Source organism: Sphingomonas aurantiaca (assembly GCF_003050705.1).
Taxonomy (GTDB): domain Bacteria; phylum Pseudomonadota; class Alphaproteobacteria; order Sphingomonadales; family Sphingomonadaceae; genus Sphingomonas; species Sphingomonas aurantiaca.
This window is the reverse complement of the sequence record NZ_QAOG01000001.1, coordinates 800581-816794: the sequence shown is the minus strand read 5'-3', so window position 1 is coordinate 816794 and position 16214 is coordinate 800581. Positions and strand designations below refer to the sequence as shown.

Sequence of the window (16214 nt, the reverse complement as noted above, 5' to 3'; positions counted from 1 at the left end):
CACACTATCCTTGGGTCTTGTTGTTGGCCGGGCTGGTAGCCGGAGAACGGGTAAAAGTCACGTCCACGCGCGCCGGCGTGGTGTTGGTAGCAGGGACGATCGCGACCGTGGCGGGCGCCGCATCGAGCGGTTGCCCGAGGCGGATCGCGCGCAACAGGTCGGGCGATGCCTTGATCTTTAAGCGGCCCAGAAACTCGCCGACGGTCTGCGCGAGCCGCATCCGTGCGGTGGTCGCGTCGACCGGATCGGTCAGCGACAACGCATAGGTCACGGTGTCGATCGACTCGGCGCTCTTGCCGGCGACGACGACGGAGGTCGTGTTCGGCGCCTTGGCGTTCGAGTTGGAGAACATCCGCGGCTGGCCGGTGGCGATGAAGCCCTCGTCCTTTGCCGCATAGCCGCCCAGCGCGAAGCCGGCCTGGTTGATCGCGCCGATCGTCTCCTGCGGGGCGGCGAACAGCCGATCCCAGCCCGACAGGCTTGCGACCGACCGGGCCTGCGCCGCCTCCTGCTCGCGCACCGTCGGTGCCGGCTTGCCGCAGCTCACCAACAACGCAGTGCCCACGAACAGGGACGTCAGGGCGACGACGAACTTCATTTAAGCGCTTCGGCACCCGAGATGATCTCGACCAATTCGGTCGTGATCGCGGCCTGACGCGTGCGGTTATACTGGATCGACAGACGCGTGATCATGTCGCCGGCATTGCGCGTGGCGTTATCCATCGCGTTCATGCGGCTGCCCTGCTCCGACGCTGCGTTTTCGAGCAGCGCGCGGAAGATCTGGATCGCGACGTTGCGCGGCAGCAGGTCGGCGAGGATCGCTTCCTCGTCGGGCTCGTACTCGACCACGGCTTCGGCCGGAGCGTTCGGCTTGGCTTCCGCACCGGGGATCGTCGAGATCGGCACGGGAACGATCTGGATCCCGGTCGGGATCTGCACCAGTGCCGACACGAACTTCGAATAGAACAGATGCGCGACGTCGAACTGACCTTCGCCGAAGCGCTTGATCAGGTCTTCGGAGATCTCCTGCGCGTCGCTGAACGCGAGCTTCTTGATTCCGCTCATCTCGTGGTCGGCGAGGATGTCGTTCGGGAAGAAGCGCTTGATCACGCGCCCCTTCTTGCCGGCGACATAGAATTTCACGGTCTTGCCGGCCGCGATCAGCTCCTCGGCCTTGCGGCGTGCCGCACGGACGATGTTGGTGTTGAACGCACCCGCCAGGCCACGCTCCGACGTCGCGATGACGATCAGGTGGACCTGGTCCTTGCCGGTCCCGGCCAGCAGCGGCGATGCGCCCGGCGCAATGCCGACTCGCCCCGCGAGGCTCGCCATCACCGCTTCGAGCCGCTCGGCATAGGGCCGGCCAGCGACCGCCGCGTCCTGCGCACGGCGCAGTTTCGCAGCGGCGACCATCTTCATCGCCTTGGTGATCTTCTGCGTCGACTTCACCGAGCCGATGCGGATCTTGAGGGCCTTAAGTGATGCCATCTTCTCTTCCTGCTCCCTCTCCCCTCCGGGGAGAGGGTTGGGGTGAGGGGCTGCCACGGGGGCGGCACCTCCCGGTACTGCCCCTCACCCCGACCCTCTCCCCGCAGGGGAGAGGGAGTTTACTTATGCAAACGTCTTGGCGAACGCCTCGAGCGCTGCCTTCAGCTTGTCCTTCGCCTCGTTACCCAGGTCGCGGGTATCGCGGATCAGCTTCAGCACATCGGCGTGGTTCGCGCGCATGTCGGCCAGCAGCGCCTGCTCGTAACGGGTCACGTCGGCGACGGGCACCTTGTCGAGATAGCCGCTGGTGCCGGCGAAGATCGACACGGTCTGTTCCTCGAACGGCAGCGGCGAGAACTGCGCCTGCTTGAGCAGCTCGGTCAGACGCGCACCGCGGTTGAGCAGCTTCTGCGTCGAGGCATCGAGATCCGAGCCGAACTGCGCGAACGCCGCCATCTCGCGGTACTGCGCCAGCTCGAGCTTGATCGAGCCCGACACCTTCTTCATCGCCTTGGTCTGTGCGGCCGAGCCAACGCGGCTGACCGAGAGACCGACGTTGATCGCCGGGCGCACGCCCGAGAAGAACAGGTCGGTTTCGAGAAAGATCTGGCCGTCGGTGATCGAGATCACGTTGGTCGGGATGTACGCCGAAACGTCGCCCGCCTGCGTCTCGATGATCGGCAGCGCGGTCAGCGAGCCGCCGCCATTCGCGTCCGACATCTTGGCCGCACGCTCGAGCAGGCGGCTGTGGAGATAGAACACGTCGCCGGGATAGGCTTCACGGCCGGGAGGACGACGCAGCAGCAGCGACATCTGGCGGTAGGCGACGGCCTGCTTCGACAGATCGTCGTAGCAGATCAGCGCGTGCATGCCGCGATCGCGGAAATACTCGCCCATCGCGACGCCGGTGTAAGGCGCGAGATACTGAAGCGGTGCGGGATCCGACGCGGTCGCGGCGATCACGATGGTGTATTCCATCGCGCCATTCTCTTCGAGCGTCTTGACGAGCTGCGCCACGGTCGAGCGCTTCTGGCCGATCGCGACATAGACGCAATACAGCTTCTTCGACTCGTCGTCGCCGGCGTTGGCGATCTTCTGGTTGATGAACGCGTCGATCGCGACGGCCGACTTGCCGGTCTGACGATCGCCGATGATCAGCTCGCGCTGGCCACGGCCGACGGGAACGAGCGCGTCGATCGCCTTGAGACCGGTCTGGACCGGCTCGCTGACCGACTGGCGCGGGATGATGCCCGGTGCCTTCACTTCGACGCGGCTGCGCTCGGTCGTGTGGATCGGGCCCTTGCCGTCGATCGGGTTGCCGAGGCCATCGACCACGCGGCCGAGCAGCTCCTTGCCGATCGGCACATCGACGATCGTGCCGGTGCGCTTGACGATGTCGCCTTCCTTGATCTCCGAGTCCGACCCGAAGATCACGACGCCGACATTATCGGCCTCGAGGTTGAGCGCCATGCCCTGCACGCCGTTCGAGAATTCGACCATCTCGCCGGCCTGGACGTTGTCGAGGCCGAAGATGCGCGCGATGCCGTCGCCGACGCTCAACACCTGGCCGGTCTCGCTGACCTGAGCCTCGGTGCCGAAATTGGCGATCTGATCCTTGATGATCTTCGAGATTTCTGCGGCGCGGATATCCATTAGCTTAGCCCTTCATCGCGTGCGCGAGAGTGTTGAGACGCGTCTTGATCGACGAATCGATCATCTGGCTGCCGACGCGGACGACGAGTCCACCCAGCAACGATGGGTCGACGCTGAGGTCGACGGAAACTTCACGGCCGACGCGCTGGCGGAGCTGATGCTTCAGCTCGATCACCTGTTCGTCGGTCAGCGGGTGCGCAGAGGTCACTTCGGCGGCGATCTCGCCGCGATGCTGCGCGGCAAGTGCGCGGAACGCCTTGATGATCTTGGGGAGCGCGCCCAGCCGGTGGTTCTCGGCGAGGACGCCGAGGAAGCTCTTGGTGGTCGCATCGACGCCGAGTTCGTCGGCGACCGCGGAGACCGCCTTCACCGCCGCGCCGCGCGACACCATCGGGCTGATCGTCAGAGTACGGAAGTCCTCCGACTGCGCCAGTGCGTCACGCACGCGCGACAGGCTCGACTCGACTGCGTCGATCGTCTTCGCGTCACGTGCGAGTTCGAACAGGGCCAGCGCATAACGCCCGCCTAAGCTCGCCTGAATACCGCCGGATGTCTCCACGGACCTGTCAATCCTCGCCTGAAACCGAAAATGTTGCTGTCCCATGGGGGAAGAGGGCGCGAAAGCACCTCTCATGGGACGCGGCGCGGGTAGCATCGGGTTCCGGGATTGGCAACCCGGCGGGAGGGTCGGGCCGGTCGGTTTGTGACTGTTTTGTCATTGGTACGGGGCTGGAGGCCCCCGATCCTCCCCCTCCCCGTCATCCCCGCGAAGGCGGGGATCCATAACCTCCGGACCCGGCGCTTTCATCGCACGGCCTGCCACTATGGGTTCCCGCCTCCGCGGGAATGACGATAGTGGTCGGAACAGGATCACACGACGAGGACCTTAAAATGACCGGCACGATGGAAACGATGACCATGTCCGACGGCGCGACCGTCGCGGTCTATCACGCGCAGCCGACCGGCGAGCGCCGCGGCGGGCTCGTGCTGGTGCAGGAAATCTTCGGGGTCACCGATCATATCCGCGACCTGTGCGACGAATATGCCGCCGACGGCTACGAGGTGCTGGCGCCCGCGCTGTTCGACCGCGAGCATCCCGGCTTCGAGGCGGACTATTCGGGCGACGGCCTCGCGCGCGGGATCGAACTCGCGCGGCAGCTCCACCCGTTCGATCTGTCGCTGAAGGACGTCCAGACCTGCATCGACACGCTCGCGCCCGCGGGTCCGGTGTTCGTGGTCGGCTATTGCTATGGCGGGTCGGTCGCGTGGTTCGCGTCGACCAAGCTCAACGGCGTGGCGGCGGCGAGCGGCTATTATGGCAGCATGATCCCCGCCGCGGCGGACGAGGAACCCAAGGTGCCGGTGATCCTCCACTTTGGCCGCCACGATCACGGCATCCCGATGGAGGGCGTCGAGCAGGTCATCGCCAAGGATTGGCCCAACGCGACGGTGTATGTCTACGAGGCCGGCCACGGCTTCAATTCGGACCGGCGGAAGGATTATCACGAGCCGAGCGCGGATCTGGCCAAGCAGCGCACGCTGGAGTTGTTCCGCGCCAACGGGGGCTAAATCACCCTTCCCTTTGGCACCACCCCGGCGAAGGCCGGGGCCCAATTGGAAAGGTGGAAATAATTGAGGGACACGCTCCGTTAGCAACGTCCTCCAATTGGACCCCGGCCTTCGCCGGGGTGGTGGCTTTGGTAGGGCCCATGCAATAAGGCCCTCGGCGCCGGCTGGCGCTACAAACGTGAAGGCCGCCCCTGCTTCCTTGTTCTCCCGCGAAGGCGGGAGCCCAGTCTGGGTCCCCGCCTTCGCGGGGAAACAAGCCTGCGTAGTTTTCCAAGTTCAAGCCGCCGGGAAATCCGCGCCCAAACTCGCCGCCTTGTGCGCCTCGATCTCCTTGAGCCGCTCCGCCAGCTTCGCGGTCACGTGATCATAGCCCCACGCGCCCAGCACCAGATGCCGCGGCGGGTTCGCATCCTCGGTCAGCGCGATCATCGCCTCGCCTGCACGCACCGGGTCGCCCGCCTGCGTGCCGCTGCCCTCGCGCGTGCCGTCGAGCCGCTTGCCCGCGGTGTCGGCATAGTCGGCGATCGCGACCGGCGTCTGCTTGAGCGAACGCCCGGCCCAGTCGGTGCGGAACGGCCCTGGCTCGACGCACGTGACCTCGATGCCGAGCGGTTTTACCTCGGCAAGCAGCGCATCCGACCAGCCCTCCACCGCATGCTTCGACGCGGCATAGTAGCCCGACCCCGGGAAGCCGATCTGGCCCGCGACCGAGGTGATGTTGATCACATGCCCGCTCTTCTGCGCGCGCATGATCGGCAGCACGGCCCGCGTAAGCGCGAACAGGCCGAACACGTTGGCATCGAACTGCGCGCGGATCTCGGACTCCTCGCCCTCCTCGACCGACGCCTGATAGCCATAGCCCGCATTGTTCACGAGCACGTCGATCCGGCCGAACTTGGCCTTGGCCTGCGCGACCGCCGCGTCGATCTGCGCCTGATCGGTCACGTCGAGCGAGACCGCGAGCGCGCGATCGTCCGCGTCCTCGGCCAGATCGGCGACGCGGTCGGCATCACGCGCGGTGACGACCGCGCGCCAGCCGCGCGCGAGCACGAGCTTGGCGAGTTCGCGGCCGAAACCGGTCGAGCAGCCGGAGATGAACCAGACGGGCGTGTCGGATGCCATGGTGCAAGTCTTTCATATTTGGGGACTTGCTCAGAACGACCGGCCCGGCATTTGGCTCCGGCTTTGACCGCAAGCCACGGGATGCATGGCGCGCGCGGCGCGCTATAACCATGGCATGACCACCGCCTTTGCCCTCGACGACGACACCGCATGGCGCGCGTTCGCGGCGCGCGATCGCGCGTGGGACGGCCGGTTTCTCGTCGGCGTGAAGACCACCGGCATCTACTGCAAGCCGAGCTGCCCCGCGCGGCACCCCAAGCGCGAGAATGTCAGCTTCCACCCCGACCCGGCGAGCGCACGCGCCGCCGGGTTCCGCGCGTGCCTGCGCTGCACCCCGGACACGGTCGGCCGCGACCGGATCGCCGTCGCCGCCGCCATCGCGCTGCTCGAAGCCGCCGAAGACCGGCTCTCGCTCGACTCGGTCGCGGCGCAGGTCGGCTACGCGCCGCACCATTTCCACCGCCTGTTCAAGCGCGCCACCGGCGTCACCCCCGCCGCCTATGCGCGCGCGTTGCGCACCGGCCGCGCGGCCGACGCCCTATCGGAGGATTCGACCGTGACCGAAGCGATCTACGACGCCGGCTATTCCGCCCCCAGCCGCTTCTACGAGGCCGATGCCAAACGGCTCGGCATGGCGCCCAGCGCGTGGGCGCGCGGCGGCCAAGGCGTCACGATCCGCTGGACCACCGCCGACACCAGTCTGGGCGCGCTGTTCGTCGCCGCCACCGACAAGGGCCTGTGCCGCGTGTCGTTCGACGAGGACGCGGACGAACTCCGCCGCCGCTTCCCCAACGCGACGGTCGAACCGGGCGATGCCGCACTCGCCGCGCTCGCCGCGCATGTCGTCGCCGCCGTCGAATCCCCCGACCGCGACCAGGACCTCCCGCTCGACGTGCGCGGCACCGCGTTCCAGGAGGCGGTCTGGCAGGCGCTGCGGACCATCCCGATCGGCGAGACGCGCACCTATAGCGAACTCGCCGCGCTCGCTGGGCGCCCCGCCGCGGTGCGCGCCGCCGGCACCGCGTGCGGGCAGAACCCGGTATCGATCGTCATTCCCTGCCACCGTGCGCAGCGGATCGGCGGGGCGCTCGGCGGCTATGCCTACGGGCTGGACCGCAAACGCGCGCTGCTCGCGACCGAAGCTCAGCGCGCCGATTTGCAGGAATAGACGAGCTTCTCGTTGGGCAGCGGCGGCAGCACCGCGCGGATCGCCGCCCGCTGGCTGGTCAGCTTGGCGAGCGCGGTGTCGTCCATCCCGCATACGTTCGGCACGACCCCGCGCGCGGTTCGCGCCGCCGCCATCCCCGCCGCCGACATCAGATAGCGCGTGTTCGAATAGATCCGCGTCGCCGGATCGAACGACAGCACCGACACGGTCTGCTCATTGTCCGGCACCAGCACGCGGTCGTAGCGCCCATTCGCACCGACATATTGCGTCTTGCGGTTCATGCAGCCCTTGGCGCCCCATTCGATCGGCACGTCCTCGCTCGACGAGATCGTGATCCGGCTGCGTTCGGGGATCAGCGTGCACATCAGCTTGCCGAGCGCCGCATCGGGCGTCGCCAACCGCGACTTCGGCAACGCCGACAGCGGCACGTCGACCTCGCCCGACGGCCGCAGCACGAACACGATGATCGCGACGAGCACCGCGACGCCGCCGATCGACACCGCCCAGATCGCCTGCCGCCGCTGGCCGCGCGATTCGAGCAGCCCCGCGCTGCCGATCACCAGCGCGCCCGCGACGAGCAACAGGCCGGCGATCGCCATCACGTTCTCACGCGTGTGCGCCGCCTCGGTCCGGGCCTTTTCGACCGCACCCTCGCGCGCCAGCGCATCCTGTGCCGCCGCGTCGCGCCTCGCCGACGCCGCATCGGCGGTCGCGCGCGCATCGGCGTCGCTGTCCTGCCGCAGCCGGTCCTCTATCGAGGTGCAGCCCGTGCCGATCGACGCATAAGGCTGTTTCGAATCGCGCAGGAAGCCCGCGAGCTCGGTATCCGCGATCGCGAATCCGAACGTCGAATCGCCCTCTTCGCCGCGCGTGATCGCCGAGTTGACCCCGATCACCCGGCCGCACCGGTCGAGCAGCGGCCCGCCCGAATTGCCGCGCGCGATGCTCGCGGTGTGCAGCAGCACCTCGATATCGCTCAGCACGCGGCGCCCGGACAGCACGCCCTCAGATCGCACCGGCGTCATCGGCCGGATATAATCCGCCGCCGAACGCGCGGTCGCCAGGTCGACATTGCCGGGGAAGCCGAGCGACACCACCGCATCGCCCTCGTTCATCGGCCCGGTATAGAGCGCGCTCGGCGGCAGGCGCGCGCCGGTGAACTCGATCAGCGCCAGATCGCGCTGCGAATCATAGGCGATCACCTTGCCCTGGTAGGATTTGGTACCCTCGGTGGGTACGATCCCGACGACGACGTTGTCGGGATAGCGCTCGGCGAGATCGACGACATGCGCGTTGGTGACGATCCGGTTGGGCGCGACCGCAAAGCCGCTGCCATGGCCGAAGCCGACGACCTGGTCGTCGACCACCGCGATCGTGACGACGCGCACCACGCCGCGCCCGGTGGCGGCGATGTCGTCGGCCGACGCGGAACTGGCCAACCCGAAAGTCAGCGCGAGAAGGAGCAGCAGGCGGATCATGTCCCCGCCTTCGGGGAGTTCGCGGCGGCGATCAACCCTCGGCACCGCCGGGACCACGCGCGCCGATCCGGTTTGGTTAGCGAATTATCAAGCCTTGCCCCCTAACCCGTTGGGCAATCATCCAGGGATTTGGGCATGAGCGCATTCGGGCGTCGTAATGGCATCAGCGGGGGGCAAGCGGCCCGGCCAGCATTCGGCGTGGCGCGCCCGATGCAAGGTGGTGGCCCTGCGCCACGCCCCGAGCCCGAAGGCGGTTCGCAGTTTCCGCCGATCGAGTCGCTGCCGATGCCCGGCGAAACCGATGGCTTCGGCCCCGGCACGATGCCCGGCACGCAGATGGACGCGATGCAGCGCCTCTCCGATCGCCAGAACGCCAGCGGCGAGGCGGGGAACAGCCGTGTCGAGGGATTCGAACAGTCGATCCACAAGATCAAGGAACAGGTGCTCCCGCGCCTGCTCGAACGCGTCGATCCCGAGGCCGCGGCGACGCTCGGCAAGGACGAGCTGGCGGAGGAATTCCGCCCGATCATCGGCGAGGTGCTCGCCGAGCTGAAGCTGACGCTCAACCGCCGCGAACAGTTCGCGCTGGAAAAGGTGCTGGTCGACGAATTGCTCGGGCTCGGGCCGCTCGAAGAGCTGCTGGCGGATCCGAACATCACCGACATCATGGTGAACGGCCCCGAACAGACCTATGTCGAGCGCAAGGGCAAGCTCGAGCTCGCCCCCATCCAGTTCCGCGACGAGGAGCATCTGTTCCAGATCGCGCAGCGGATCGTGAACTCGGTCGGCCGCCGCGTCGACCAGACCACGCCGCTCGCCGACGCCCGCCTGAAGGACGGCAGCCGCGTCAACGTGATCGTGCCGCCGCTGTCGTTGCGCGGCACCGCGATCTCGATTCGTAAGTTTTCGGCCAAGCCGATCACGCTCGACATGATGGCCGGGTTCGGCAGCATGAGCCCGAAAATGGCGACCGCGCTGAAGATCGCCGGCGCGTCGCGGTTCAACGTGGTCATCTCGGGCGGTACCGGCTCGGGCAAGACGACGATGCTCAACGCGCTGTCGAAGATGATCGACCCGGGCGAGCGCGTGCTGACGATCGAGGATGCCGCCGAGCTTCGCCTGCAACAGCCGCACTGGCTGCCGCTCGAAACGCGGCCAGCCAATCTGGAGGGCCAGGGCGAGATATCGATCCGCGATCTCGTGAAGAACGCGCTGCGTATGCGGCCGGACCGGATCATCCTGGGCGAAATTCGTGGTTCCGAGTGTTTCGACATGCTCGCGGCCATGAACACCGGTCACGATGGATCGATGTGTACGCTCCACGCCAACTCCCCGCGCGAGGCGCTCGCGCGTATGGAGAACATGGTGATGATGTCGGACATCAAGGTGCCGAAGGAAGCGATTTCGCGCCAGATCGCGGATTCGGTCGAGCTGATCATCCAGGTGAAGCGCCTGCGCGACGGCTCGCGTCGCGTGACGAACATCACCGAGGTGATCGGCATGGAAGGCCCGGTGATCGTCACGCAGGAGCTGTTCAAGTTCGAATATATGGACGAGTCGGCCGACGGAAAGATCCTGGGCGAATACCGCTCGATGGGGCTTCGGCCCTATACGCTGGAGAAAGCCAAGCAGTTCGGGTTCGACCAGGCGTATCTTGAGGCGTGCCTGTAGGGCGCAACGGAGCCCCGCCCGTTGTCCCTAACTCCTGCCTTCGCTGAAAAGCGGGGCGGCGGGAGCTCATCCTCCCCCGCCAGGGGGAGGTGGCTGGCACTTGCCAGACGGAGGGGGAGGAAAGGCAAACGCCGGTTCCGTGTCCTCCCCCTCCGTCGCCTTCGGCGCCACCTCCCCCTGGCGGGGGAGGATCGTTAGGGCCTGGCGGTCACGACGCCGCGGGTTGTACGCATCCCCCGACCCGCTAGGGACGACGGTCTATGCGCCGTGCCCTGCTTGCCCTCGTCCCGCTGATCGCGGTCGTCTTCGTCTCGGCGCGCGAGCCGGCCAAACCCGTCGCGGCGGCGAGCGTCTCCCCCGCGTCGCGTGACCGCGGCGTCTATCGTCTGTTCGACGATGCCGAGGCGCGTTGGGTGCCGTTCGAGCTCACCCCGGGCAACCAGATCCGGTTCACGATGCAGCTCGACGGGCGCGACCGCACCGCGATCCTCGACACCGGCGTCAGCTACACGCTGCTTGCGAAGGCCTCCCCCGCGGTCGACACGGCCAAGCTGGTCGCGGGCGGCAGCGCGCAGGCGATCGGCGGATCGGTCCAGCTTGGCTGGATGCCGACGCGCACGCTCGCGATCGGCGGGCTCGCGCGGACCGGCGGCGGCGTCACCGTCACCGATCTGCCCGCGATCGCGACCGGCAGCACCGCGGCGGTCGACCTGCTGGTCGGCGCGGACCTGCTCGCCGGGCATGCGCTCGACATCGATTATGCCGCGCACCGCTTCCGCCTGATCCGCTCCGGCCGGCTTCCGTTCAAGGGCGAGACGGCGCCGCTCAGTGTCTCGACCGAGCGCAGCGTGTACGAGAGTGCCGCGACGCTCGGCACGCGGCGACTGGCGCCAATGATCGTCGATACCGGCGACGGCTCCGCGGTGACGGTGACGGCGGCGGGCTGGGACGCCGCGGCGCTCCGCGTGCCGGCGACGACCGCGGTCTCGTTCGGGCTCGCCGGCCCGGTGGTGAGCGGCCTCGCGATCGTCCCCGAGTTCCGCGTCGGCGCGATGACCGCGCGCGAGACCGAGATCCGGATCGAACCCGCCGGCGGCTTTTCGCAGTCGATCGGCGCCGCCGGGCGGATCGGCTCGGGCTTTCTCCAGAAGTATCGCGTGCTGCTCGATCCCGGTGCGCGCCGGATGGTGCTGAGCCGTGGGCCGACGGCCGACACGCCGCCGCTCCGCTCGACCAGCGGGTTGCTGATCGGCATCGAGAAGGATCGGCTGAAGGTGCTCCACGTCATGCGCGGCGGCCCCGCGGCGGCGGCAGGCTGGAAGGACGGCGACCTGATCTGCACGATCGACGGGATCGCGGTCACCGGCGACTATGCGTCCAGCCCGATCGCGTCCTGGTCGGCGGGTACGTCCGGTCGAGTCGTGACGCTCGGCCTTTGCGACGGCACCACGCGAAAACTCGCCTTGAAGCATTTCTATTAGGACCATCATGACCAGCCTGCGTCACCGGACTGGGCAGGCGCTCGTGCTGCTGCTCGTGGCCTTCGCGATCCGCAGCCCGCTGTTCGGCAACCCGGTGATCCATAGCGACGAGCAATTCTATCTGCTGGTCGGCGATCGCCTGCTGCACGGCGCGTGGCCGTTCGTCGACATCTTCGATCGCAAGCCGGTCGGGCTGTTCCTGATCTTCGCGGGCATCCGCAGCGTCGGCGGCAACGGCATCGTGATGTACCAGGTGGCCGCCACGCTGGTCGCGGCGGGGACCGCGTTCCTGGTCGGCCGGATCACGCACCGGCTGGTCGGGGCCGGGATAGCCGAGCGTGAAGCGACCCGCGCGAGCCTGGGTGCGGGGCTGATCTATCTCGTCTGGCTGATGATCTTCGACGGCGCGGGCGGCCAGTCCGCGGTGTGGGGCAATGCGCTGATGGCGGGCGCGGCGCTGTTCGTGCTCGGCCGGGACTCGGGCGGGCGCCACCTCACGGCGCGCGGGATCGCCGCGATGCTGCTGGTCGGGCTGGCGATGCAGGTCAAATATACCGCGCTGTTCGAGGGCATCTTCTTCGGGCTGGTGCTGCTCCGCCAGGCGCGCGACGCGGATCGCGCGATCGTGCGGCTACTCGGGCGTGCGGTGCTCTGGGTGGCTGCGGCGCTGTTACCGACCGCGATCGCGTGGGTGGTCTATGCGCTCGCCGGCCACAACGACGCGTTCGTGTTCGCGAACTTCCTGTCGATCTTCGGCCAGCAGAACGACGATGGCATCGGCTCGAGCCTGCTCAAACTCGCCGGGGCGCTCGCCTTGGGCGCGCCGCTGATCCTGCTGGCATGGCGGGGGCACCGGTCGGGGACGGCGCCGTTCGCGCTCGGCTGGCTCGCCGCCGCGGGGATTGCCGTGGTCATCATGCGCAATTTCGAGCTGATGTACCTGCTGCCCGTCACGCTGCCGCTCGCGGTCGCCGCCGGCACCGGACTAGCGCGGTGTTCGGTCGTCGCGGGTCGTCGATGGCTGATCGCGGTGCTGCTGTTCGGCACGGTCGCCGCGGCGATCCTGGGCGGCATCCGCGTCGCCCGGCGCGGCGATGCGCGACAGGTCGCAACGCTCGTCCGGATGATCGGACAGCGCCCGCAAGGCTGCCTGTTCGCGTTCGGCAGCGAGCCGATCCTCTATTACCTGACCCGGTCCTGCCTGCCGACGCCGTATATCTTCCGCAGCCATCTCAGCCGGATGACCGAGGCGCACGGGCTCGGCACCGACCCGGCTGCCGAGACCGCGCGGCTGCTCGCCGCCAGGCCCGGGATCATCGTCGTCCGCGCGCCGAAAGCCGACACCAACCCGGCGACCCGCACGCTCGTCGCCGCAGCGATCGCACAGCATTACCGTCTGGTCGGAATCGTCGCGATCGGCACCTTGCCGCACCGCGTCTACCGCCTGAACCGCTGAGCCGTCAGCCTTTGACCGCGAGCCCGATCGTGACGGCGAGCGCGATCAGCGCGAGCATCTGCACCGTCGGCCAGTCGACCCAGCCCACCGAATCCGGATCGCGCCGCCGCCGCCGGCGTCGTTCGCCGAACCCGGCGACGACGGCCAGCGCGGCGAGCCCGCCGCTCGCGCTCCACAAGACCGGCCCCATCGCGCGACGCAGCCCGTCAGCCGAGCTTCTCGACCTTTTCCTGCAACTTGGCGAGTTCGCTGCGCAACGCGGCGATCTCGTCGTCCTGGCTGGCGGCCGAGGCGGGCGCGCCGGGGGATGCGGGTGCCGGGGCCGCGGGCTTCATCGCCTGCGCGGCGACGTCGAACATCGCCAGGTTGCGCTTGGCCAGATCGGCGAACGGCGAGTTCGCGAACGCCCCCTCGACCGCGGACTTGAACTGATCATGGTTGCGGCGGAAGCTGTCCATCGACGCCTCGAGATAGCCCGGCACCATCGTCTGCATCGAATCGCCGTACATCGAAATCAGCTGGCGCAGGAAATTCACCGGCATCATCGTCTCGCCGCGGCTCTCCTCCTCCATGATGATCTGCGTGAGGACGTTGTGCGTGATGTCCTCATCGGTCTTCGCATCGACCACCTTGAAGTCGCGGCCCTCGCGGGTCATCGTCGCGAGATGATCGAGCGTGATGTAGGATGAGGACTCGGTATTATAGAGTCGACGGTTGGCGTATTTTTTGATGATGACGATTCCGTCGGCAGCCGGTTGCTTCTTCATGGATCCCCCGTCTTATGTTTGAAACGGAGGCTACAGTCTTTGATGACGCACCGCAACACGGACCGAGGCCCCTGCCCTTGTTCCTCGCGATGCTGCGCAGCGAGACCGCAGCATCGCCCGACCGGATGGCGCGCGCGCTGGCCGGATTGCGCGCGTATCAGGCCGCGCCACGAGAGCCGCGGGCCGATCCGATGCCCGCGATCCACCGTTCGGGCCGTGTAAGTCTGCGTGATTATGGCGGCAGCGGACGCCCCGTCGTGTTCGTCCCGTCGCTGATCAATCCGCCCGATATCCTCGATCACACGGCCGAGTCTTCGCTGCTGCGGTGGATCGCCGCGCAAGGGTTCCATGCATGGCTGGTCGACTGGGGATCGCCCGGCGACGAGGACCGCGACCTCGATCTGACGGCGCATGTCGAGCGATTGCTGTTGCCGTTGCTGCAGGTGCTGCCCGAACCGCCTGTCGTGGTCGGCTATTGCCTCGGCGGCACGCTCGCGCTGGGTGCCGCCGCCGTCACGCCCGTTGCGGGAGTCGCGACGATCGCCGCGCCGTGGCATTTTGCGGGGTACGCCGACAGCCGTCCCACGCTGGCCGCGACCTGGGCCGCGGTGAAGCCCGCCGCCGCGCTGCTCGGCCTGCTGCCGATGGAAGTGCTGCAAGCCGGTTTCTGGCAACTCGACCCGGCCCGCACGATCGCCAAATACGAAGCCTTTGCCGATCTCGCCCCCGACAGCGACGCGGCGCGCGCGTTCGTCGGGCTGGAGGACTGGGCGAACGCCGGTGCACCCCTCCCCTACGCCGCCGCCGCCGGCCTGTTCGAGGACTGCATCGCCGACGACCGCCCCGGCAAGCGCCGCTGGACCATCGCCGGCATCCCGGTCAACCCGCACGCGCTCGCCTGCCCGACCGTCGAGTTCGTGTCGCTCAGTGACCGTATCGTGCCCGCCGCCACCGCGATCGGGCTTGCCGACCGCCGCGATCTCGGTGCGGGGCATGTCGGCATGGTCATCGGCCGATCCGCGCGCGCGCGCCTCTGGGAACCGCTCGCCAACTGGATCGCCGCGCTCGACTGACGTACATGGGGTCCAAACATAGAGGATCCCGACATGACCGACCTGCTTCCCACTGACGTCGTCATCACCGCTGCCAAGCGTACCCCGGTCGGCAGCTTCCTCGGCGCGTTCGCCGCAACGCCCGCGCACGAACTCGGCCGGATCGCGATCGAGGCCGCGCTCGAACAGGCAGGCGTCGCAGGCGAGGACGTCTCCGAAGTGATCCTCGGCCAGGTGCTCACCGCGGCACAGGGCCAGAACCCCGCGCGCCAGGCGTCGATGGCGGCGGGCGTGCCGAAGGAAATCCCCGCCTGGGGCGTCAACCAGGTGTGCGGCTCCGGCCTTCGCGCCGTCGCGCTCGCGGCCCAGGCGATCCAGACCGGCGACGCGACGATCGTCGTCGCGGGCGGGCAGGAATCGATGTCGCTCTCGGCGCACGCGCAGTCGATCCGTGGCGGCCAGAAAATGGGTAACCTCAGCCTCGTCGACACGATGGTCAGCGACGGGCTGACCGACGTCTTCAACGGCTATCACATGGGCATCACCGCCGAGAATCTCGCCGAGCAATATCAGGTCACGCGCGGCGAGCAGGACGCGTTCTCGGTCGCCTCGCAGAACAAGGCCGAGGCCGCACGCGGCGCAGGGCGGTTCAAGGACGAGATCGCGCCGGTCACGATCAAGGGCCGCAAGGGCGACACGATCGTCGCCGACGACGAATATATTCGCGCCGGTGCGACGATCGAGAGCGTCTCGGGCGTGAAACCCGCGTTCAAGAAGGACGGCACCGTCACCGCCGCCAATGCGAGCGGCCTCAACGACGGCGCCGCCGCGCTCGTCATGATGCGCCGCGACGAAGCCGAACGCCGCGGCTCGACGATCCTCGCGACGATCAAGAGCTGGGCGTCGGCGGGCGTCGACCCGTCGGTGATGGGCATCGGCCCCGTCCCCGCGACGCGTCGCGCGCTCGAAAAGGCCGGCTGGACGCTCGCCGACCTCGACCTGATCGAAGCCAATGAAGCGTTCGCCGCGCAGGCGCTGTCGGTCGGCAAGGAACTCGGCTGGGACGCGAGCAAGGTCAACGTCAACGGCGGCGCGATCGCGATCGGCCACCCGATCGGCGCGAGCGGTGCGCGCGTCCTGACGACGCTGATCTACGAGATGCAGAAGCGCGACGCGAAGAAGGGGCTGGCGACCTTGTGCATCGGCGGCGGCATGGGAATCGCGATGTGCATAGAACGGTAGGACTTATTACCAATTGTTGCATTCGTGTAACACGATACGTACAAAAATAACGCGCCGTTCATCTCCC

At 67.8% G+C, this 16214-nt stretch carries 15 protein-coding genes; 7 read left to right on the top strand and 8 right to left on the bottom strand.

Annotated features, from left to right (window positions below; genetic code table 11):
• Positions 1-4: 4 nt before the first annotated feature.
• The 4 genes from C8J26_RS03800 to C8J26_RS03785 all read right to left on the bottom strand — a co-directional run bounded on the left by C8J26_RS03800 (position 5) and on the right by C8J26_RS03785 (position 3700).
• Entirely contained in the window at positions 5-598 is a 594-nt protein-coding gene (locus C8J26_RS03800) for a hypothetical protein (protein ID WP_107956752.1), read from the bottom strand.
• Positions 595-1488: a F0F1 ATP synthase subunit gamma gene (locus tag C8J26_RS03795; RefSeq protein ID WP_107956751.1), complete on the bottom strand. Its 894-nt coding sequence runs from the start codon at positions 1486-1488 to the stop codon at positions 595-597. The genes C8J26_RS03800 and C8J26_RS03795 overlap by 4 nt, the downstream gene beginning before the upstream one ends.
• A gap of 123 nt (positions 1489-1611) precedes the next feature.
• Entirely contained in the window at positions 1612-3141 is a 1530-nt protein-coding gene (atpA, locus tag C8J26_RS03790) for a F0F1 ATP synthase subunit alpha (RefSeq protein ID WP_055873607.1), read from the bottom strand.
• A gap of 4 nt (positions 3142-3145) precedes the next feature.
• Complete coding sequence (locus C8J26_RS03785; protein ID WP_056412003.1) at positions 3146-3700, bottom strand: F0F1 ATP synthase subunit delta; 555 nt, start codon at positions 3698-3700, stop codon at positions 3146-3148.
• A 332-nt stretch (positions 3701-4032) separates the two neighbouring features.
• Between C8J26_RS03785 and C8J26_RS03780 the strand changes: the two genes are divergently transcribed.
• A complete protein-coding gene (locus C8J26_RS03780) occupies positions 4033-4710 on the top strand; it encodes a dienelactone hydrolase family protein (protein ID WP_107956750.1) in 678 nt (225 codons plus the stop codon).
• A gap of 276 nt (positions 4711-4986) precedes the next feature.
• Here C8J26_RS03780 and C8J26_RS03775 read toward each other — a convergent pair whose 3' ends face one another.
• Complete coding sequence (locus C8J26_RS03775; RefSeq protein ID WP_107956749.1) at positions 4987-5832, bottom strand: oxidoreductase; 846 nt, start codon at positions 5830-5832, stop codon at positions 4987-4989.
• Positions 5833-5947: 115 nt separating this feature from the next.
• Here C8J26_RS03775 and ada point away from each other — a divergent pair, with 115 nt between their 5' ends.
• Positions 5948-7000 carry a bifunctional DNA-binding transcriptional regulator/O6-methylguanine-DNA methyltransferase Ada gene (gene ada / locus C8J26_RS03770; RefSeq protein WP_107957058.1) on the top strand — a complete coding sequence of 351 codons (1053 nt, stop codon included), beginning with the start codon at positions 5948-5950 and terminating at the stop codon, positions 6998-7000.
• Here the strand turns inward: ada and C8J26_RS03765 are convergent.
• Positions 6976-8478, bottom strand: a complete 1503-nt coding sequence (locus C8J26_RS03765; protein WP_107956748.1) for a S1C family serine protease — start codon at positions 8476-8478, stop codon at positions 6976-6978. The two genes, ada and C8J26_RS03765, sit on opposite strands and share 25 nt — an antisense overlap.
• A gap of 135 nt (positions 8479-8613) precedes the next feature.
• Here C8J26_RS03765 and C8J26_RS03760 point away from each other — a divergent pair, with 135 nt between their 5' ends.
• The 3 genes from C8J26_RS03760 to C8J26_RS03750 all read left to right on the top strand — a co-directional run bounded on the left by C8J26_RS03760 (position 8614) and on the right by C8J26_RS03750 (position 13086).
• Entirely contained in the window at positions 8614-10149 is a 1536-nt protein-coding gene (locus C8J26_RS03760) for a TadA family conjugal transfer-associated ATPase (protein WP_055873623.1), read from the top strand.
• 260 nt (positions 10150-10409) lie between these two features.
• A complete protein-coding gene (locus C8J26_RS03755; RefSeq protein ID WP_244185141.1) occupies positions 10410-11630 on the top strand; it encodes a S41 family peptidase in 1221 nt (406 codons plus the stop codon).
• 7 nt (positions 11631-11637) lie between these two features.
• The gene (locus C8J26_RS03750; RefSeq protein WP_107956747.1) at positions 11638-13086 is read left to right on the top strand and encodes an ArnT family glycosyltransferase; all 1449 of its coding nucleotides are present in this window, start codon (positions 11638-11640) and stop codon (positions 13084-13086) included.
• A gap of 4 nt (positions 13087-13090) precedes the next feature.
• Here C8J26_RS03750 and C8J26_RS03745 read toward each other — a convergent pair whose 3' ends face one another.
• Positions 13091-13276, bottom strand: coding sequence for a hypothetical protein (locus C8J26_RS03745; protein ID WP_107956746.1), 186 nt, complete (start codon positions 13274-13276; stop codon positions 13091-13093).
• A 16-nt stretch (positions 13277-13292) separates the two neighbouring features.
• Positions 13293-13853 (bottom strand): polyhydroxyalkanoate synthesis repressor PhaR, encoded by a 561-nt coding sequence (phaR, locus tag C8J26_RS03740; protein ID WP_107956745.1) that lies wholly within the window; start codon positions 13851-13853, stop codon positions 13293-13295.
• Positions 13854-13930: 77 nt separating this feature from the next.
• Here phaR and C8J26_RS03735 point away from each other — a divergent pair, with 77 nt between their 5' ends.
• Both C8J26_RS03735 and C8J26_RS03730 read left to right on the top strand, forming a co-directional pair.
• Positions 13931-14926, top strand: coding sequence for an alpha/beta hydrolase (locus C8J26_RS03735; RefSeq protein WP_341871491.1), 996 nt, complete (start codon positions 13931-13933; stop codon positions 14924-14926).
• Between the two features lie 33 nt (positions 14927-14959).
• The gene (locus tag C8J26_RS03730) at positions 14960-16147 is read left to right on the top strand and encodes an acetyl-CoA C-acetyltransferase (RefSeq protein ID WP_107956744.1); all 1188 of its coding nucleotides are present in this window, start codon (positions 14960-14962) and stop codon (positions 16145-16147) included.
• The last annotated feature ends 67 nt before the right edge of the window (positions 16148-16214 follow it).